Below are 17,336 nucleotides of genomic sequence, written 5' to 3' on the forward strand. Positions count from 1 at the left end.
AAAAGCCGGCGGATCACCCCGCGTACGGCGCGAGCCCGAGGTCTAGGCTTTATACCCAGTAGAAAGGGAAAAGGAGATCAGGACGATGGCTGCGACTGGAACCTTGGCAGTGCGCTTGCAGGGTTGGCTCGACTGGACGCGAGGCGCGGACTTCCTGGCGCCCCTGCTGTTGCGGCTCTACCTCGCGCCGGTGTTCTGGATGGCGGGGACCAACAAGCTGGACGGGATCCTGCCGAAAGAGAACGTGGTGATGTGGTACGGCAACGCGGACTGGGGGCTGGGCATGCCCTTCCCCTATCTGATGGTGATGCTGTCGGCGTATGCCGAGGTGCTGGGTGCGATCGCGTTGCTGCTCGGACTGGCGACGCGCTGGTTCTCGATCCCGCTGATGATCACGATGGTGGTGGCGGCCTTGACCGTACATATTGAACATGGCTGGCAACGGATCTCCGACCCGATGATGTGCCTGTTCAACTGTTCCGGGATCGCGGAGGCACAGATGCGCCTGGATCGCGCCAAGTCCATTTTGCAGGAGCACGGCAACTACAATTGGCTGACCGAGACCGGAAACTTCGCGATCGTGAACAACGGGATCGAGATGGCCGCGACCTTCTTCGTGATGCTTCTGGTCCTGTTCTTCTGGGGAGCGGGACGCTACGTCAGCATCGACTATTACATCCGTCGGAGGATGATGAGCAGGGGATAACTCCAAGAGCTGTTTCAGCAGCCATTACACAACGGGTCCAGCGGATCCATAATCGCAAGACGAGGAGTAAGACCATGAAGAACGATCTGTTTTCCACCAAGACCCTGGCCGGCGCCGTCGGCAGCGCGGCAATCGGCATGGCCATGGCGACCAGTCCGGTGTTCGCATCGGCCGATCTGAATCACGGGTACCAGCAGTCCGGGCAGTCGGCGCTCATGCTGGCCGAGGGTGCCTGCGGTGAAGGTACTTGCGGTGGGGCGGCCGAAACCAAGGACAACGAAGGCAGCTGCGGTGAAGGGACCTGCGGCGGCGCGAGCGATACCAAGGACAGTGAAGGCAGCTGCGGCGAGGGCACCTGCGGGGGCTCGGACGGCGACGAGAAGGATTCCGAAGGCGCCTGTGGCGAGGGGACCTGTGGCGGCTAAGGTCGTCCACCCTGCCAACCCGGCCCGCGTTAGCGGTGCCGGGCTCGGCTTGCGGCGGGCCCTGCTGGGCCCGCTGGCCGAGGCCCCGGAGGCGACGGAACGCCTGGGGTTCTTCGAGGCGGCACCGGAGAACTGGATGCACCTGGGCGGACGCCTGGGCCGCATCTTTCGCGAATATACCGAGGCCCAGCCCTTCATCTGCCACGGGCTGTCTCTCGACATCGGCGGGCCGCGCCCGCTGGACAAGGCCTTCCTGCAGGACCTGCGTGCGTTCCTGGATACCCACGGGATCGAGGACTACAGCGAGCATCTCTCCGCCTGTGGCGACGCCCAGGGGCATCTCTACGATCTGATGCCGATCCCGTTTACCGAGGAGGCGGTGCACTACGTGGCCGATCGCGTGCGCCAGGTGCAGGACATCCTCGGGCGCCGGATGGCGCTGGAGAATGTCTCCTATTACACCCCGGTGGGGGCGGAGCTGGACGAGATCAGCTTCGTGCGCGCGGTGCTGGAGGAGGCCGACTGCGACCTCCTGCTCGACGTGAACAACATCGTCGTCAACAGCATCAACCACGGCTACGAGCCGACTGAATTCCTGGATGCGATGCCGCTGGAGCGAGTGCGCTACCTGCATATCGCCGGGCACGAGGAGGAGGCCCCGGACCTGCGCGTCGACACCCACGGCCAGGCGATCTGCCCGGATGTCTGGGCGCTGCTGGAGGCCACCTATGCGCGCATCGGGCCGGTTCCGACCCTGCTCGAGCGTGACTTCAACTTTCCGCCGCTGGAGGAACTGCTGGCCGAGACCGACCGGATCCGGGACCTGCAGTTGCAGGCGCGCGCGGGCCAGGAGGAGCGGATCCTGCATGCCTGAGGCGGATTTCCAGCAGGTGCAGGAGGCGTTTGCGCGTCACCTGCGCGACCCGGAGCGCTATCCGCCCCCAGAGGGGATCGAGAGCCGGCGCCTGGCGATCTACCGGCGTCTTTTCTTCAACAACGTGGCGAACCTGCTGGCCAGGGGGTTCCCGGTCCTGCGGGGACTGCTGGAGGCGGCCGCCTGGGAACAGCTGGTACGCGACTTCTATCGCGATCATGGCAGCGAAACGCCGTACTTTCCGCAGCTGGCGGCGGAGTTCGTGCGCTACCTGGCGGAGGAACGCCCGGCGCAGCCCGGCGATCTGCCCTTCCTGGCCGAGCTGGCCCACTACGAGCGGGTGGAGACCGAACTGGTCTATGCGGATGCCACGCCGCCCCCGGAAGTCGAGCCGGATGGCGACCTGATGATTCAGGTTCCGGTGTTTTCCAAGGCCGCGCGGCTGCTGGCCTACGAGTACCCGGTGCATCGGATCGGGGCCGACTTCCAGCCGGATCAACCGGGAGAGGTGCCCACCTACCTGCTGGCGTACCGCACCGGGGAGGAGCGGGTGCGGTTTGCCGAGCTGAACCCGCTCGGCGCCCGGCTACTGTGGCGGGTGATCGAGACACCGGCGACCGGCGATGAACAGATCCGCCGGGTGGCCGGCGATTTCGGGCTGGAGGCCACCGATGAACTGGTGGCCAGTGGACGTCAGTTGCTGGAGCACTACCGCGGGCTGGGCGCCATCGTGGGGACCCGGCCTGACTGCGTGGCCTCCTGATCAAGAGGGGTCCTGATTAGCAACGAGCTTCAGCCAATTGCAGGGAACGTTCTCCCATGGGTTGGCACCCTTCCGCCGCGGCAGGGTGCCGTTGAGCGCAGCGAAACGCACCCTTTCCCGGGTCGTGCCAGTCCCTTGATGGGATTCGCTGCGCTCATCCCATCCTACGACCCGGCGGCTGGCCGAACGTCATTGCTAGTCTGGAGAGGGGTTGGACGCGCGCGTCGCAGACGTGGACTTCCGTGCATGGCCAAAGCCCAGGGCGGCCGCTAGTTACTGAAACAGGAAGCAGTGGTTTCAGTGGAGCGGCAGCCAATGCGAAGCATGCTGAATCAATGGGTCGAGTCGATCCGGCAGGGGATCGGACGTCGAACGCCAGGCGGGGATGTCCGTCGGGTGCCTCGCCGCCACCGGATACGGGCCCAGCTGCGTCGGCACAGCGTCGCGATTATTTCATTGCTGATCGCACTCTCGTCCCTGGGCTACAACACCTGGCGCAATGAGACCTCGGAGCTGCATCGGAATTGGCGTCAGGCGTCCTTCGAGCTGACGCGCGAGATTAACGAGCTCCAGCAGGTGGTGCTGTACCGGCGCTATTTTCACCCGGTAGAAACCACCTCGCCGGGTGGGGTCGGGGATGCGGAGACCTGGATCCTGGGCTGGGGGCGGGTGGCCAGCGTGCGCGACCTGACCTCGGTATTGCCGGAGCCGCTGCCGGCGCACGGCGTTCATCTGCACACCACCTGGGCGCAGCATGCGCAGCACCTGAATGCCGGTGACGAATCCGCCCGCGAGGCCGAGGAGGCCCTGCTGGCCGCCCTCGACGATACTCGCGACTCGGTGCTGGAGCTGATCCGGAACCTGCGGTGAGGGCGGGCCTGGGGGCGGGGGTTCAGTAACCGAGGTCGAGGGCGGGTTCGTCGAGGGCGGCGGCCTGCTCGCGCAGGGTCAGGATGTGATCCTCCCAGAAGCGCGGCGTGTAGAAGATCGGAAAGCCGTCGACAAAGGCCGGGTCGTCGGCGCGCCGGGCCAGCCAGGCGGCGTGGCGCAGGATGCGCAGGGTGCGTAGCGGGGCGATCAAGCCGAGCTGGCGGCGATCCAGCGGTACGAAGGTCTCGTAGCCTTCCAGCAGGGCCTGCATCTGCCAGGCCATCTCGGGCGGTTCGCCGGACAGGAACATCCACAGGTCCTGCATGGCGGGGCCGGTACAGGCGTCGTCCAGATCGACAAAGTGCGGGCCGTCGTCGGTCCACAGGATGTTGCCGGGGTGGGTGTCGCCGTGCAGGCGCAGCTGCGGGACCGGTCCGATCGTGTCGAGGTCACGCTGGATCCGCCCCAGCAGGTCGGCGCTGAGATCGCGGTACACGGATTCCAGCTCCAGGGGCAGATAGCCGGAGGCGAGCACGGCCTGGCGCGCCTCCTCGCCACGCGGGACGGGATCGAGCACCGGTCGCTCGTGGAACCGTGCGGCGCGTCCGACCTCGTGGATACGCGCGATGAAGCGGCCGATGCGGACCAGGGTGTCGCGCTGTTCCAGATCCGGTGCGCGGCCGCCGCAGCGCGGGTAGACGGCGAACATGAACCCGGCGTGATCGTGCAGGGTTTCGCCTTGAGGATCGGCCAGAGGGGCGACTACCGGGATCTCGCGGCTTGCAAGTTCCTGGCTGAAGCCGTGTTCCTCGCGGATGGCGGCGGGTGTCCAGCGTTGCGGTCGATAGAACTTGGCGATGACCGGTGTGGTGTCCTCGATGCCGACCTGGTAGACGCGGTTCTCGTAGCTGTTGAGGGCCAGCAGGCGCCCGTCGCAGCGCAGACCGGTCGTTTCCACCGCGTCGAGGATGACACCGGGTTTCAGTTCGTCGTACGGATGTGCATGCATGCTTGCAGTGTACGGGTTTGCCGCGCATCGTTCCGGCAAATTGACCGCGAGGAGTCGCGCTTGAATCGCTATTACTGGGGGTTGGTTGTTGCCCTGGTGGGTCTCGTCGCCGTCTGGCTGGTGGTTGCGATGGGCCCGGGTCTGGATCTGGAGACCCTGCAGGTCGCGCGCCTGCAGGTGGAGGACTGGCGGGTCGCGCACCCGTTCGTCACGGCCTGGGTGTTCTTCCTGTTGTACATGGTGGTGGCCGCCTTTTCGGTGCCGGGGATCGTGGTGATGACCCTGGCCGGCGGTGCCCTGTTTGGCGTGGTCTGGGGCACCGTGCTGTCGTCGCTGGCTTCGACGTTGGGGGCGACCCTGACCTTTGTTGTGGCGCGGGCGCTGGCGCGCGATGCTGTTCAGCGTCGTTACAAGAACCAACTTGGGCGCATCAATGCGGGCTTTGAGCGCGAGGGCGCGTTCTACCTGTTCGCGCTGCGGATGATTCCGGTGTTCCCGTTCCTGTTGATCAACGCCGGGATGGGCCTGTTGCCGATCCGGATCTGGACGTATTTCTGGGTATCACTCGTGGGGATGCTGCCGGCCACGGCGGTGTTCGCGAATGCCGGGACGCAGTTGGGGCGGCTTGATGGCATCGAGGGCATTCTCTCGCCGGTGCTGGTCCTGTCCCTGGTTGCCACGGGGTTGTTTCCGCTCCTGGCGCGGTGGCTGGTGAATGCCGTGCGCCGCAGGCGGGGTCGATTGGAGAACCCGGGCGCGGACTAAGACGCACGCAGTATCTGCCATCGCGTATATAATAGGGTTTACCGTTGGGAGGCGGCCGTGGAGCGCGCACCGCCGGACACAATCTCGAAGTTCAACGAACGATCCCGTCACATATTGCGTGCGCTGTCCGACTCGGGGCGCGAACGACACAAGGAGTTTTCCATGACATTGAATGTTTTGTTGCGCCAGGGTCAGGTGGCCTTCCTCGCGCTGGGCCTGATGGGCTTCGGCATGGCCGCCGTGCAGGCGGAGGAAGCGTCGCTGGATCGTCCGATCGAGAAGGTGCTGGAGCCGATTCAGCTGACCGACCGGGTTCATTACTTTTACGGCTCGCTCGAGAACCGCACGCCGGCCAATCTCGGTTTCACCAACAACACCGGCTTCGTGGTAACCGACGAAGGCGTGGTGCTGATCGATTCGGGGCCGAGCTACCAGGTCGCCCAGCGCATGGAGAAGGCGATTGCCGGGGTCACCGACAAGCCGATCACGCACGTGATCTCGGTGGGCAGCCAGGACCACCGCTGGCTGGGCAACGGCTACTTCCACGAGCAGGGGGCGGAGCTGGTTGCGCTGCAGCGGACCGCGAGCACCCAGGCCGATCGCGGGGAGGGGCAGATCGCCTCGCTGGCCAATTCCGTGGGCGAAGAGGCGATGGAGGGCACCCAGCCGGTTCCGGCACCGAACCCCATCGATGCCGATGAATACACCCTGACCGTGGGCGGTGTGGACTTCGAGCTGATCTATGCCGGGGATGCCCACTTCCCGGGCGACATCATGGTTCACCTTCCGGGCGAGGACGTCGTCTTTACCGGTGACATCGTCTACACCGAGCGCATGCTGGGCATCCATCCCTTCAGCAACCCGGTGGAGAAGCTCGAGGCCTTCCGGCACCTGGAATCCATCGATCCGGAGATCGTCGTGCCGGGGCACGGCCGCGCGACCGACATGGCCGAGGCACGCCAGGATACCGGCGATTACCTGGAACTCCTGGTGCGCGAGGTGACGGCTGGCATCGAGGACTGGGAATCGCTTAACGAGGTGGTCGACCGCCTGGCGGATCTGGAACAGTTCAAGCACCTGCGCCACTACGATGACTGGCACCGCCCGAACGTGAACCGGACCTACCTGTTCATCGAAGGCAACATGTAACAACCGCACGGTAATCCCGGCCACAGCCCGGGAGATCTGCCGACGGCGCGGGGCACATGGTATGCTTCGCGCCGTTGTCGTTTCCGGCAACTCCAAATTTCTGATACGCGACGTTCGACCCCGCGTATGGGTCGGCGAAGGAGCCTCGCAATGCCCGCAATAACCCTCCCCGACGGCAGCCGCCGCGAGTTCGATCACCCGGTCACCGTGCTGGACGTGGCGAAGGACATCGGTCCCGGCCTGGCCAAGGCCACCCTGGCCGGCAAGGTCGATGGCGAACTGGTCGATGCCCGCCACGAAATCGACACAGACGCCGCGCTGGCGATCGTGACCGACCGCGACCCGGAAGGGGTGGAGATCATCCGGCATTCGACCGCGCACCTGATGGCGCAGGCGGTCAAGCAGCTGTTTCCCGACGCGCAGGTGACCATCGGCCCGACCATCGAGAACGGCTTCTACTACGACTTCGCCTATGACCGCGGCTTTACGCCGGAGGATCTGGAGAAGATCGAGAAGCGCATGAAGGAGCTGGCCAAGCAGGATCTGCCAGTCGAGCGCTCGCTGATGGATCGCGACGAGGCGGTCAAGTACTTCCGCGACATGGGCGAGGCGTACAAGGCCGAGATCATCGCGAGCATCCCGCAGGGGGAGAACATCTCGCTGTACAAGCAGGGCGACTTTGTCGATCTCTGCCGGGGCCCGCATATCCCGTCCACCGGCAAGCTGAAGGCCTTCAAGCTGACCAAGGTGGCCGGTGCCTACTGGCGGGGCGACTCCGACAACGAGATGCTGACGCGCATCTACGGTACCGCCTGGCCGAACAAGGACCAGCTGAAGGAGCATCTGGATCGGCTGAAGGAGGCCGAGCGCCGCGATCATCGCAAGATCGGTCAGGAACTGGATCTGTTCTCGATCCAGGACGAGGCCGGTGGTGGCCTGGTGTTCTGGCACCCGAAGGGCGCGCGCATCCGCCGCGAGATCGAGAAGTACTGGTACGACATGCACGAGAAGGCCGGCTACGACTTCGTGGTCTCGCCGCATATCGCGAACCTGGAGCTGTGGAAGACCTCCGGCCACGCGGATTTTTATGCCGAGTCCATGTACGAGCCGATGGAGGACGAGCACCAGTCCTTCCAGCTCAAGCCGATGAACTGCCCGTTCCACGTGCTGATGTACAAGGACCGGCTGCATTCCTACCGCGACCTGCCGCTGCGCTGGGCGGAGATGGGCACGGTGTACCGCCGCGAGATGTCCGGTGCGCTGCACGGGCTGATGCGCGTGCGCGGGTTTACCCAGGACGATGCCCACATCTTCTGCCGCGAGGACCAGATCGAGGCCGAGGTCATGGGCGTGATCGACCTGACCCTCGAGGTTCTGCAGACCTTCGGCTTCGAGAAGTTCGACGTGAACCTGTCGACCAAGCCCGAGGATGCGGTCGGGTCGGATGAAATCTGGGAACACGCGACCGCTTCGCTGCGCTCGGCGATCGAGAAGAAGGGCCTGGATTATTCGGTGGACGAGGGCGGCGGTGCCTTCTACGGTCCGAAGATCGATATCAAGATCCATGACGCGATCGGCCGCGAATGGCAGTGCTCCACGGTGCAGCTGGACTTCAATCTGCCCGAGCGTTTCGACATGGAATACGTCGCCGAGGACAACGAGCGACGCCGTCCGATCATGATCCACCGCGCGCTGCTAGGCTCGGTGGAACGCTTCTTCGGCGTGCTGATCGAACACTATGCCGGACACTTCCCGGCGTGGCTGGCCCCGGTGCAGGCCGAGGTGCTGACCATTACCGAAAGGCAGGATGAATACGCCCGCGAGGTCACGAAGACGCTGCGCGCGATGGGGTTCCGGGTCGAGGCCGACTTGAGAAACGAGAAGATCGGCTTTAAGATTCGCGAGCACACGCTCAAGCGCGTGCCGTACCTGCTGGTCCTTGGAGACAAGGAGATGGAAAATGGGCAGGTGGCGGTGCGTACGCGGAGCGGGGAAGACCTCGGCGTGATGCGCCTCGAGGACTTCGGCGAACGCCTCCGGGAGGAGGTCGGCAGTCGCCAACACTGAACCCTGAACTGGAGAGAAGGCTATTAGCGCAGCGAAAACGGTCCGCCTGAACGATCAGATCACGAGTCCGCAGATCCGACTGATCGACGCCGAAGGCGAGAATCGCGGTGTCTGCAGCACTGCAGAGGCCCTGGAAATGGCCCAGGAAGGTGGTCTGGACCTGGTCGAGATCTCGCCGAATGCCGAGCCGCCCGTGGCCCGGATCATGGATTACGGGAAGTTCAAGTTCGAGCAGGCGAAGAAGGCGCAGGAAGCCAAGAAGAAGCAGAAGCAGATCCAGATCAAGGAAGTGAAGTTTCGTCCGGGTACGGACGAGGGCGACTACAACGTCAAGCTTCGCAACCTGCGCCGCTTCATCGAGGCCGGTGACAAGGGCAAGGTGACCATCCGCTTCCGCGGGCGCGAGATGCGCCACCAGGAACTGGGTGGCGAGCTGCTCGACAAGGTCGAGAAAGACATGGCCGACATCGCGATCGTGGAACAGCGGCCGAAGATGGAAGGACGCCAGATGATCATGGTGCTGACGGGCAAGAAGAAGTAAGTCCGTCAGACGATGGGATACACTGGCCGATATACACGAGCGCGTTGGTTCTTCATTTTTTCCGAGACCAGGCGCGGCGCGCAGACCGGTAGTGGTTCTACCGGCTAGCGGCGCAACGCAGGATCGGGGAAAATGAAGCACCAACCCCGAAGGGGCTCGGCCGATTTTGCGCGCTGATGGCGTTGCGGCTCCCTTGTGCAGAATGCTGCACCGCAGTCGCCGCGCCTTGTCAGCACGCAAAATCGACTCGAGCGCGCACGTGTATATCGACCAGCGTATCCCAAGGGCGATCGGGTTTCCGCATACCCGTATCGCTTTTTCATAAACGGTCGGCCCGCAGTGGGTACGGCCCAAAATGCCGGAGAGAGTAATGCCGAAGATCAAGACCAATCGGGGTGCGGCCAAGCGCTTCACCCGTACCGGGTCGGGGAAGTTCAAGCGGTTCCAGTCGCACCGCAGCCACATCCTGACCAAGAAGCCTACCAAGCGTAAGCGTCACCTGCGCAGTCCGGCGATGGTGCACGAGTCGGATGCCCCGGCCGTGCGCAAGCTGCTGCCGTACCGTTGAACTGACCGAGGAATCGAGACATGCCACGAGTCAAGCGCGGTGTAACCGCTCACGCCCGTCACAAGAAAGTCCTGAAGCAAGCCAAGGGCTACTACGGCGCCCGGAAGAACGTCTTCCGCGTTGCCAACCAGGCCGTCATCAAGGCCGGTCAGTATGCCTACCGTGACCGTCGCCAGAAGAAGCGTCAGTTCCGGTCGCTGTGGATCGTCCGCATCAATGCGGCGGCCCGTCAGTTCGATCTCTCCTACAGCCGTTTGATGAACGGTTTGAACAAGGCCGAGATCGATATCGACCGCAAGACCCTGGCCGATCTGGCCGTGCACGACCTGACCGCGTTCGGCAAGATCGCGGAGAAGGCCAAGGCTGCACTGCCGGCCTGAGGCGCAGGGCCTGAAGGACTGCCCGCCGGCGGTGTGCCGGCGGGTCCCGAGAAGGGAGGGTCGATGCCCTCCCTTTTTTGTTTCGGGAACAGGAAACGAGGCGCCTGCAAGGCAGCGGCCCCCGAGTGCGGGCCACTGCCTTGCAGGCGAATAGGGGGCCGGGGAGGCCCGTACCAGTCGGGGGAAGTCGTGGAACAACTGCAACAGCTGGTCGCCGAGGCGCGCGAGCGCGTCGAAGGGGCCACGGACCTGAAGGCGCTGGACGAGGTCCGGGTGCACTATCTCGGCAAGAAGGGCGCACTCACGGCACAGCTCAAGGAGCTGGGCAAGCTACCGGCGGAGGAACGGCCGGCGGCGGGGCAGAAAGTGAACGAGGCCAAGACCGAGGTCGCCGGCCTGATCGAGTCACGCAAGGAGGCCCTGGCGCAGAGCGCACTGGCGGAACAGCTGGCGGGCGAACAGGTCGACGTGACCCTGCCGGGGCGGCGTCAGGCCGATGGCGCGCTGCACCCCATTACACAAACCCTGGAACGCATCGAGACCTTCTTTGCTGGATTGGGCTTTCGCGTGGCCGAGGGCCCCGAGGTGGAAGATGACTTCCACAACTTCGAGGCCCTGAACATCCCCGAGCATCACCCGGCGCGGGCGATGCACGACACCTTCTACTTTGATGCGCACCGCGTGCTGCGCACGCATACCTCGCCGGTGCAGATCCGCACCATGGAACAGGAGCGCCCGCCGCTTCGCGTGATCGCGCCAGGGCGCGTGTATCGCTGCGATTCGGATCTGACGCATAGCCCGATGTTCCACCAGGTGGAAGGGCTTTGCGTGGATACGGACATCACGTTCGCGGATCTGCGCGGCGTGTTGAGTGCATTTCTGCAGGCCTTCTTTGATCGGGACGATCTGGCCACGCGCTTTCGGCCGTCGTACTTCCCGTTCACCGAGCCGTCGGCCGAGGTCGACATCCAGTGCGTGCATTGCGGCGGTGACGGCTGCCGCGTTTGCAGCCACACCGGCTGGCTGGAGGTGATGGGTTGCGGGATGGTGCACCCCAACGTGCTGGGTCATGTGGGGATCGACGCCGAGCAGTACACCGGCTTTGCCTTTGGCCTGGGGGTCGAGCGCATGGCGATGCTGCGGCATGGCGTGAACGACCTCCGGCTGTTCTTCGACAACGATATCCGCTTCATCGGGCAATTCGGGCAGACAGGCTAATGCGTATCAGTGTGCAGTGGCTGCAGGAATGGCTGCAGATCGACGAGACCCCGGAACAACTCGGCCATCGCCTGACCATGGCGGGTCTGGAACTGGATGCGATGGAAGCGGCGGCGCCCGCGTTCAGTGGGGTGCGGGTGGGCCACGTGGTGGCGGTCGAGCCGCACCCGGACGCGGATCGCCTGCGCGTGTGCCGGGTCGAGGCCGGAGAGGTGGAGCCGCTGACCATCGTCTGTGGCGCGCCCAACGTGCATGAAGGCATGCGGGCGCCGGTGGCGGTGGTCGGTGCGGTATTGCCCGGCGATTTCCGTATCAAGCGCTCCAAGCTGCGCGGCGTGGCTTCCGAGGGCATGCTGTGCTCCGCTCGCGAGCTTGGCCTGACGGATGATGCCGAAGGCCTGATGTCGCTGCCGACGACGCTGGAGGCCGGTCAGGACCTGCGTGAGGCGCTGGGGCTGGACGATACCATCCTGGAAGTGGACCTGACGCCGAACCGGGCCGATTGCCTGGGCATGCGCGGGATTGCGCGGGAGTGCTCGGCATTGCTGGACCGGCCGCTGCATGCCCCGGCCATGCCGGCCGTGGACGTCGCCAGCGATGCCCGGGTGAGCGTGATCATCGAAAACCCGGAGGCCTGCCCCTTGTATGCCGCCCGGGTCCTGGAGGGCCTGGACGCCAAGGCCGCGACGCCGCTGTGGATGACCGAACGCCTGCGCCGTGCCGGGGTACGCCCGCTGAGCGCGATCGTGGATGTGACGAACTACGTGATGCTGGAACTGGGCCAGCCACTGCATGCCTTTGATGCCGATCGCACGGGCGCCCCGATCCAGGTGCGCCAGGGCAAACAGGGGGAAACCCTGACGCTGCTCGGAGGCGACCAGACGGTGAAATTGTCGCCGCAGGATCTGGTCATTGCGGGTGATGACGGCCCCCTGGCGCTGGCCGGAGTGATGGGCGGCGCCGCCAGCGCGGTGGATGCCAGCACCACCCGCGTGATCCTCGAATGTGCGCATTTCGCACCGCGCGCCCTGGCCGGTCGGGCGCGGGCCCACGGCCTGCATACCGATGCCTCCCACCGTTTCGAGCGGGGTGTCGACCCGACCCTGGTCCCGCAGGCGATGGAACGCGCGACCCAGCTGCTGCTGGAACTCTGCGGCGGGCAGTGCGGCCCGGTCGAGCAAGTGGGCGCGACGCCGGCCTCCCATGCGGAACAGGCGATCGTCCTGCGCCCGGATCGTGTCCAGCGCTTGCTCGGGGTGACCCTAGAGGCTTCCGAGGTCGAGCGGATCCTGGAGGCACTGGACTGCCGCATCGAGACAAGCGAGAGCGGCTGGTCGGTACGCGCGCCGCGGGCCCGATTCGACCTCGAACGCGAGGAGGATCTGATCGAAGAGCTGGCCCGGGTGCACGGCTATGACGCCCTGCCGCAGACACTCCCGAAGCCGGTTGCGCCGGTGACGCCGGAGTCGGGTCTGCGGTCACTGCGCAACGGGCTTGCCCGCCAGGGCTTCCATGAGGTGATCAGCTTCAGTTTTATCGCTCGCGAGGCCGCCAGTGCGTTCTACCCGGACGTGGGACCGCTGGCGTTGGCGAATCCCATTTCGTCCGATCTGGCGGTGATGCGCCCGGGACTGTGGCCCGGGTTGGTGACCACCGCCGCCTACAACCAGGCGCGCCAGCAATCGGACCTGCGCCTGTTCGAGCATGGCCTGCGCTTTGTGCCGGATGCGTCCGGTCTGCGGCAGGAGCCGCGACTGGCCGGCCTGCTCGGTGGGAGGGTGGCTCCCGAAGCCTGGGAAGGCGAGGCGAAGAAGGTCGATTTCTTCGACGCCAAGGGCACCGTGGAAGGCTTGTGCGAACGCGTCGCCGGCCCGCTCGGCTTTCGCGCGGAACGTCATCCGGCGCTGCATGACGGGCAATCCGCACGGGTGCTGGTCGACGGCCAGCCGATCGGCTGGGTCGGGCGCCTGCACCCGGCGCTGTGTGAGCGCTTCGACGTGGAGCCGGTCTACCTGTTCGATCTGGACGCGACCGCCGTGGTGCGCGCCCCGGTGGCGCAGTTCACGCCGTTGTCGCCGTACCCGTCCATCCGTCGGGATCTGGCGCTGGTGGTGGCCGAGTCGGTGGCGGCGGGCGATGTGCTGGCGGCCATCGACGAACTGGGCCTTGAGCTTCTGCAGGATGTTCGCCTGTTCGATGTGTATCAGGGCAAAGGCTTGAATCCGGACGAAAAAAGCCTGGCTTTGGGCTTGATTTTACGGGCTTTTGATCGCACCCTAGGCGAACAGGACGTGGCTGGCGTCACCGACGCGGTGGTGCAGCATCTCCAGGCCCGGTTCAACGCAACCTTGAGACAATAGCCGATGGCAGCTGTAACCAAGGCGGATCTCGCCGCCGCGCTAAACGAGGAACTGGGTCTCAACAAGCGCGAGGCCAAGGAATTCGTCGAGATGTTCTTCGAGGAGATGCGGCAGTCGCTGGAGACCGGCGAGGGCGTGAAGCTTTCCGGGTTCGGGAATTTCATCCTGCGTGACAAGAACCAGCGGCCAGGGCGCAATCCCAAGACGGGCGAAGAGATTCCGGTCTCCGCGCGTCGTGTGGTGACCTTCCGGCCGGGACAGAAACTGCGCGAGCGGGTAGAGAGCTATGCTGGAGGCGAGTAACCACCAGGAACTGCCCGCCATCCCGGGCAAGCGCTACTTCACCATCGGCGAAGTCGCGGAGCTGTGCCAGGTCAAGCCGCATGTGCTGCGGTACTGGGAGCAGGAATTCCCGATGCTGGAGCCGGTCAAGCGGCGCGGCAACCGTCGCTACTACCAGCGCCAGGACGTGATCCTGATCCGTCAGATTCGCGCATTGCTGTACGAAGAGGGCTACACCATCAATGGTGCCCGTCAGAAGCTCTCCGGCGACGAAGCCAAAGGTGATCGTCAGCAGGCCCAGCAGATCATCCAGGACACCATCTCGGAGCTTGAGTCGGTTCTGCGCGTACTGCGCGCCTGAGGCCCGGACCCAGGGGGTGGGTGGCTTTCGGGACGTCGTGTTGATGCGATTCGCTTCGCTCGTCGCATCCTACAGAGCTGAATCGGATTTACGGTAACGCAGGCGGGAACCCGCGTAGGATGCGACGAGCGAAGCGAATCGCATCAATGCGCCATTCTCGGCGTACGTGGCACGAATGGTCCGCACGGATCTCGCAGCAATGGGGTGGCCGATGCTTTCGTGAAGGCGGGGAATCGGATATAGTTCGCGGCTTCGGGGCGTGGCGCAGTCTGGTAGCGCATCTGCATGGGGTGCAGAGGGTCGCAGGTTCAAATCCTGCCGTCCCGACCAAACAGGAACGATCAAAAAAGGCCGCTTTAAGCGGCCTTTTTTTGTGTTCGGAGTTGCGGGTTGCGGCGTCGCCTGGGCGCAGGCTCAATCCATCGAGCGGCGGCGCGCTTCGCGCTGGTAATGGAGCAGGGCGATGTTGGTCTGGCGTTCCATCCACTGGGTCATTCCGACGATCTCGAAGCCTGCAAACTCGAAGCCATCACGCGTGCTGCGGCGACGGTTGGCCAGCCGCAGGTCCCCGGAAAGGCGTTCCCTGACATCGGGGAGCAAGAGGTTCTCGAAGGCCAGGTTCGCCTGGTCCTCAAGCGCATCCAGAAGGGTGGTGGACAACTCGATGCACATGCCCTGGGCAGAGAGGTCGGCAACCTCGCCAATCACGGGATCCTTCCAGGCCTTTGCATGGAGTTCGATCTGAGGCCGCTGGGCCATCGGGATGTGCACGCGGAACGTTTCGCGGCGTTGCAGGTAGTACAGAGTTTCCGGATAGGTGCAGACGTAGAGCGCGCCTTTTTGCTCCTGCTCGATGCGTGTTACATGCGTGCCGAATCGTACTGCAACCCCGCGCAGCGCCGCGAATACGCGCAAGTCCATGCCGGCCTGAACCTGCTGGTGCGCCCGAGGCGGGGTCAGCTCGTCGAGAAAGAGTTCCTTGGCGGCTGGGTCCAGACGGACCAGGGCCGAGGTGTACAGGGGGCCGTCGGTATCCACGCGAACGCTCACGACGGTGAGCTTGTGGTCGAGGTCCTTGAGGATGCCGGCAATCCGGTCCGGCTTATCGACGGTATAGTCCGTGTCGTCCATGCGTCCGAAGTGTTAGGAAGGTGTGAGGACGCAAGGTACTGGTGGATGCCGCGAAAAGCCAGCCTCCACCAGGACCGGGCTCTCAGGCCTGGGTGATCTGGCGTCCGCCGTGGTTTCCGGGCCGGGCGCGGCCATACGGGTCGTAGGTGGCCGCGGGGCCGGTTTCCTCGCCGCGGAGGATCTGCATGGAGAGTTCCACGCGCTGGCGGTCACGGTCGATCAGGCGCGCATTGCCTTGATTCAGAGTGTCGCAGCGTTCGATGGACTGGCGCAGGGCCTGCCACAGGTCGTTCAGTACGACGCCATCGTCCATCTTCGAGAACAGGCGCGCGACGCCCTCGGGGCTGAAGGCCTCGCCGGCGGCCTCGACCAGGCCTTGCTGGTTGCGTGTCTCGGTTTCCAGTTCATGCAGCAGGGTCTGCTTGCCGGTCACCACGTCCTGCAGCGTATCGGGTTGGCGCGCTTCGACCGCGCGCGTCTCCTTTAGCAGACTCTCTTCCAGCTGATGAGCCAGCCGGATTGAGGTCTCGAGCGAGCGTTGCAGTTTATGGTGCGCGTCGGCATTCATGGGCGATAGACCGGGTTAGCGCAGCAGGCTTTCGAGGTCGATCATGCGATCGGCCAGCTGCTGGTTGTCCACTGGATAGTTGCCGCTGGAGATCGCCTCGCGCAGTTCTGCAACGCGGGCGGCGTCGAAGGGGGCGGTGTCGCCCGCGCCGGCCGCGGCATTCATTGCCTGGGCGGCCCCGGTGAGCGTGACCGAATCATTGTTTGCCGTCGATGCGTTACCGGAGGCCGGGGCACGGCTTGCCGTGTTGGCGGACTCGTCGCGACCCTTTACCCCGGGGTTCTGGTTGTCGGGGCGCAGGCTGTTCGTATTGAGGCCCTTGATATCCATGATGCCTTCCTGTTGTTGTAACTGTGCTGCAATTGTTTACGGCCAGCGTTGCTGAAACTGTAGGCCTCGGGGGCGGAAAAGTGTAACGGGCTTCACAGTCCGCTTCGAAGATCGTTGGCGTGCCTGGTGGGTCGAGGCCTCAAAGCGCTACCCGGATGTGGCCGGAGGCCTGGATTTCGCCTTCGACGACGCGCCCGGAGGATGCGTTCTTGACGCGGATTCGCTCGCCCAGCGTCCCGTTCTCCAGCGCTTCGCCCTGCATGCGGATGGCGATCGAGCCGTTCTCTGCCAGGATGGTAACCCGCTGGCCGCGACTGATGATCTCGCGCGGGCTCACGTGCTGCGTTCCGATGATCTGACCCGGGCGGATGCTGCGCCGGGTCTGCTGGCCGATCAGGGCATTCTTTTCCTCATGATAACTGCCGGCATGGCGCGAGGTCTCGATTCGCTGGAAACGCAGGTCGCCCGCCGAGAGGGTGTGCTGGCGCGGCAGGGTACGGTTCGCAACCAGCACTTCGGCGTAACGTTCGACCGTCGCCGGCACGTATAACTGCCAGGTCACCGGGCCGGCACACTGGATATGGACAGCGGTGTTGCCGTCACGCCGACCGCCGGGTGGGAAACGCGCTTCCAGGCCGTCCGTGCAGGGGACGAGGCGCAGACGCTTGTCGAGCTGGCCAATCTCGATGGAAACATCCTTCTCGGTATCGGTAACGCCCAGTTCCTGAATCAGGAACTGCTCGGCGGCGTGACGAATGTCGTCAACCGGGTGGACTTCGGCCCGGACGCTGGTAGACAGCAGTACCAGGATGAACAAGAGGGCGACTCCGGCAAGGAGACGCGGAATGCTTCGCACATTTGCGTTCGAGGCGATCACGCTCGCTGGCGAGGCACCGGAGGGCCCGCCTTTTCCTGGAACGAATGAGGCCCCAACGCGAACGAGCGAACGGATCAGCGTCTCCCTGGCAG

20 protein-coding genes and 1 tRNA gene are annotated in these 17,336 nt (G+C 64.7%); 16 read left to right on the forward strand and 5 right to left on the reverse strand.

From position 1 onward, the window contains the following. Positions 1–85 precede the first annotated feature (85 nt). The 5 genes from D575_RS0108240 (at position 86) to D575_RS0108260 (ending at position 3,638) form a co-directional block, all read left to right on the forward strand. Positions 86–706: a DoxX family protein gene (locus D575_RS0108240; protein WP_038032162.1), complete on the forward strand. Its 621-nt coding sequence runs from the start codon at positions 86–88 to the stop codon at positions 704–706. A 74-nt stretch (positions 707–780) separates the two neighbouring features. Beyond that, the gene (locus D575_RS0108245; protein ID WP_018145445.1) at positions 781–1,131 is read left to right on the forward strand and encodes a hypothetical protein; all 351 of its coding nucleotides are present in this window, start codon (positions 781–783) and stop codon (positions 1,129–1,131) included. Next, on the forward strand, positions 1,121–2,005 hold the full coding sequence (locus D575_RS0108250) for a DUF692 domain-containing protein (protein ID WP_018145446.1): 885 nt from the start codon (positions 1,121–1,123) through the stop codon (positions 2,003–2,005). Before D575_RS0108245 ends, D575_RS0108250 begins: the two co-directional genes overlap by 11 nt. After that, positions 1,998–2,768 carry a DUF2063 domain-containing protein gene (locus D575_RS0108255; RefSeq protein ID WP_018145447.1) on the forward strand — a complete coding sequence of 257 codons (771 nt, stop codon included), beginning with the start codon at positions 1,998–2,000 and terminating at the stop codon, positions 2,766–2,768. Before D575_RS0108250 ends, D575_RS0108255 begins: the two co-directional genes overlap by 8 nt. Positions 2,769–3,215: 447 nt before the next feature. Beyond that, positions 3,216–3,638, forward strand: a complete 423-nt coding sequence (locus tag D575_RS0108260; protein ID WP_026182093.1) for a hypothetical protein — start codon at positions 3,216–3,218, stop codon at positions 3,636–3,638. A gap of 22 nt (positions 3,639–3,660) precedes the next feature. On the opposite strand, the gene D575_RS0108265 is transcribed toward D575_RS0108260, so the two are convergent. Next, positions 3,661–4,647 (reverse strand): serine/threonine protein kinase, encoded by a 987-nt coding sequence (locus D575_RS0108265; protein WP_018145449.1) that lies wholly within the window; start codon positions 4,645–4,647, stop codon positions 3,661–3,663. Between the two features lie 60 nt (positions 4,648–4,707). On the opposite strand from D575_RS0108265, the gene D575_RS0108270 reads away from it, so the two are divergent. The 11 genes from D575_RS0108270 (at position 4,708) to D575_RS0108320 (ending at position 14,668) form a co-directional block, all read left to right on the forward strand. Next, positions 4,708–5,412, forward strand: a complete 705-nt coding sequence (locus D575_RS0108270) for a TVP38/TMEM64 family protein (protein WP_018145450.1) — start codon at positions 4,708–4,710, stop codon at positions 5,410–5,412. Positions 5,413–5,574: 162 nt separating this feature from the next. Continuing rightward, on the forward strand, positions 5,575–6,561 hold the full coding sequence (locus tag D575_RS0108275; protein ID WP_018145451.1) for an MBL fold metallo-hydrolase: 987 nt from the start codon (positions 5,575–5,577) through the stop codon (positions 6,559–6,561). Positions 6,562–6,711: 150 nt separating this feature from the next. Further along, positions 6,712–8,628 carry a threonine--tRNA ligase gene (gene thrS, locus D575_RS0108280; protein WP_018145452.1) on the forward strand — a complete coding sequence of 639 codons (1,917 nt, stop codon included), beginning with the start codon at positions 6,712–6,714 and terminating at the stop codon, positions 8,626–8,628. A gap of 22 nt (positions 8,629–8,650) precedes the next feature. Beyond that, positions 8,651–9,169, forward strand: coding sequence for a translation initiation factor IF-3 (infC, locus tag D575_RS0108285; protein ID WP_077276933.1), 519 nt, complete (start codon positions 8,651–8,653; stop codon positions 9,167–9,169). 370 nt (positions 9,170–9,539) lie between these two features. Further along, positions 9,540–9,737, forward strand: a complete 198-nt coding sequence (gene rpmI, locus D575_RS0108290) for a 50S ribosomal protein L35 (RefSeq protein ID WP_017942014.1) — start codon at positions 9,540–9,542, stop codon at positions 9,735–9,737. Between the two features lie 20 nt (positions 9,738–9,757). Further along, entirely contained in the window at positions 9,758–10,117 is a 360-nt protein-coding gene (rplT, locus tag D575_RS0108295) for a 50S ribosomal protein L20 (protein WP_018145454.1), read from the forward strand. A gap of 189 nt (positions 10,118–10,306) precedes the next feature. After that, the gene (gene pheS, locus D575_RS0108300; protein WP_018145455.1) at positions 10,307–11,335 is read left to right on the forward strand and encodes a phenylalanine--tRNA ligase subunit alpha; all 1,029 of its coding nucleotides are present in this window, start codon (positions 10,307–10,309) and stop codon (positions 11,333–11,335) included. After that, positions 11,335–13,695, forward strand: a complete 2,361-nt coding sequence (gene pheT / locus D575_RS0108305; protein WP_018145456.1) for a phenylalanine--tRNA ligase subunit beta — start codon at positions 11,335–11,337, stop codon at positions 13,693–13,695. The genes pheS and pheT overlap by 1 nt, the downstream gene beginning before the upstream one ends. Before the next feature lie 3 nt (positions 13,696–13,698). Further along, positions 13,699–13,998, forward strand: coding sequence for an integration host factor subunit alpha (locus D575_RS0108310; protein WP_018140932.1), 300 nt, complete (start codon positions 13,699–13,701; stop codon positions 13,996–13,998). Continuing rightward, positions 13,982–14,338 carry a MerR family transcriptional regulator gene (locus tag D575_RS0108315; protein WP_018140933.1) on the forward strand — a complete coding sequence of 119 codons (357 nt, stop codon included), beginning with the start codon at positions 13,982–13,984 and terminating at the stop codon, positions 14,336–14,338. Before D575_RS0108310 ends, D575_RS0108315 begins: the two co-directional genes overlap by 17 nt. A gap of 253 nt (positions 14,339–14,591) precedes the next feature. Then, positions 14,592–14,668: transfer RNA gene (locus tag D575_RS0108320), tRNA-Pro, on the forward strand. An 84-nt stretch (positions 14,669–14,752) separates the two neighbouring features. Here the strand turns inward: D575_RS0108320 and D575_RS0108325 are convergent. The 4 genes from D575_RS0108325 to flgA all read right to left on the reverse strand — a co-directional run bounded on the left by D575_RS0108325 (position 14,753) and on the right by flgA (position 17,184). Beyond that, positions 14,753–15,469, reverse strand: a complete 717-nt coding sequence (locus D575_RS0108325) for a flagellar brake protein (RefSeq protein ID WP_018145457.1) — start codon at positions 15,467–15,469, stop codon at positions 14,753–14,755. An 82-nt stretch (positions 15,470–15,551) separates the two neighbouring features. Further along, entirely contained in the window at positions 15,552–16,037 is a 486-nt protein-coding gene (locus tag D575_RS0108330) for a flagella synthesis protein FlgN (RefSeq protein WP_018145458.1), read from the reverse strand. Between the two features lie 15 nt (positions 16,038–16,052). Beyond that, a complete protein-coding gene (gene flgM, locus D575_RS0108335) occupies positions 16,053–16,367 on the reverse strand; it encodes a flagellar biosynthesis anti-sigma factor FlgM (protein ID WP_018145459.1) in 315 nt (104 codons plus the stop codon). 139 nt (positions 16,368–16,506) lie between these two features. After that, positions 16,507–17,184: a flagellar basal body P-ring formation chaperone FlgA gene (gene flgA / locus D575_RS0108340; protein ID WP_018145460.1), complete on the reverse strand. Its 678-nt coding sequence runs from the start codon at positions 17,182–17,184 to the stop codon at positions 16,507–16,509. Positions 17,185–17,336: the final 152 nt, after the last annotated feature.

This window comes from Thioalkalivibrio sp. AKL6, assembly GCF_000376905.1.
Classification (GTDB): Bacteria; Pseudomonadota; Gammaproteobacteria; order Ectothiorhodospirales; family Ectothiorhodospiraceae; genus Thioalkalivibrio; species Thioalkalivibrio versutus.

Excerpts from the sequence above, each read along its gene's own strand:
- D575_RS0108265 (WP_018145449.1), bottom strand. The coding sequence starts at position 4,647 with ATGCATGCACATCCGTACGACGAACTGAAACCCGGTGTCATCCTCGAC.
- D575_RS0108275 (WP_018145451.1), top strand. The coding sequence starts at position 5,575 with ATGACATTGAATGTTTTGTTGCGCCAGGGTCAGGTGGCCTTCCTCGCG.
- thrS (WP_018145452.1), top strand. The coding sequence starts at position 6,712 with ATGCCCGCAATAACCCTCCCCGACGGCAGCCGCCGCGAGTTCGATCAC.
- D575_RS0108310 (WP_018140932.1), top strand. The coding sequence starts at position 13,699 with ATGGCAGCTGTAACCAAGGCGGATCTCGCCGCCGCGCTAAACGAGGAA.
- rplT (WP_018145454.1), top strand. The coding sequence starts at position 9,758 with ATGCCACGAGTCAAGCGCGGTGTAACCGCTCACGCCCGTCACAAGAAA.
- D575_RS0108330 (WP_018145458.1), bottom strand. The coding sequence starts at position 16,037 with ATGAATGCCGACGCGCACCATAAACTGCAACGCTCGCTCGAGACCTCA.
- D575_RS0108245 (WP_018145445.1), top strand. The coding sequence starts at position 781 with ATGAAGAACGATCTGTTTTCCACCAAGACCCTGGCCGGCGCCGTCGGC.
- D575_RS0108240 (WP_038032162.1), top strand. The coding sequence starts at position 86 with ATGGCTGCGACTGGAACCTTGGCAGTGCGCTTGCAGGGTTGGCTCGAC.
- flgM (WP_018145459.1), bottom strand. The coding sequence starts at position 16,367 with ATGGATATCAAGGGCCTCAATACGAACAGCCTGCGCCCCGACAACCAG.
- D575_RS0108255 (WP_018145447.1), top strand. The coding sequence starts at position 1,998 with ATGCCTGAGGCGGATTTCCAGCAGGTGCAGGAGGCGTTTGCGCGTCAC.
- D575_RS0108325 (WP_018145457.1), bottom strand. The coding sequence starts at position 15,469 with ATGGACGACACGGACTATACCGTCGATAAGCCGGACCGGATTGCCGGC.
- rpmI (WP_017942014.1), top strand. The coding sequence starts at position 9,540 with ATGCCGAAGATCAAGACCAATCGGGGTGCGGCCAAGCGCTTCACCCGT.
- D575_RS0108315 (WP_018140933.1), top strand. The coding sequence starts at position 13,982 with ATGCTGGAGGCGAGTAACCACCAGGAACTGCCCGCCATCCCGGGCAAG.
- pheT (WP_018145456.1), top strand. The coding sequence starts at position 11,335 with ATGCGTATCAGTGTGCAGTGGCTGCAGGAATGGCTGCAGATCGACGAG.